1 protein-coding gene is annotated in these 223 nt (G+C 38.1%); it reads left to right on the top strand.

Features of this window, described 5'->3' with window-relative positions:
* Positions 1-223, top strand: a 223-nt coding sequence (locus ABGF48_RS08530) for a hypothetical protein (RefSeq protein WP_408105906.1), incomplete at both ends; no start/stop codon positions are given.

Raw genomic sequence — 223 nt, 5'->3', positions numbered from 1 at the left:
ACGGTGTAACGGTTGGCAAAGATGGAAAATTAACAGGTACACCAAATGTAGCGTTTAATGGAGATGAAGAAACTAAAGATATTACAATTCCAGTGACTTTAACAAATGGTAAAGATGAAGTTGTAGAAAATGTTACTGTAACAGTACAAAGGGATACAGATGGTGATGGTCAACCAGATGTGACAGACCAAGACGATGATGGCGATGGCTACTCAGATGAATT

Origin of the sequence: Helcococcus bovis, from assembly GCF_046035835.1 — a bacterium.
Lineage (GTDB): Bacteria > Bacillota > Clostridia > Tissierellales > Peptoniphilaceae > Helcococcus > Helcococcus bovis.
This window is presented reverse-complemented; position numbering and strand designations above follow the sequence as displayed.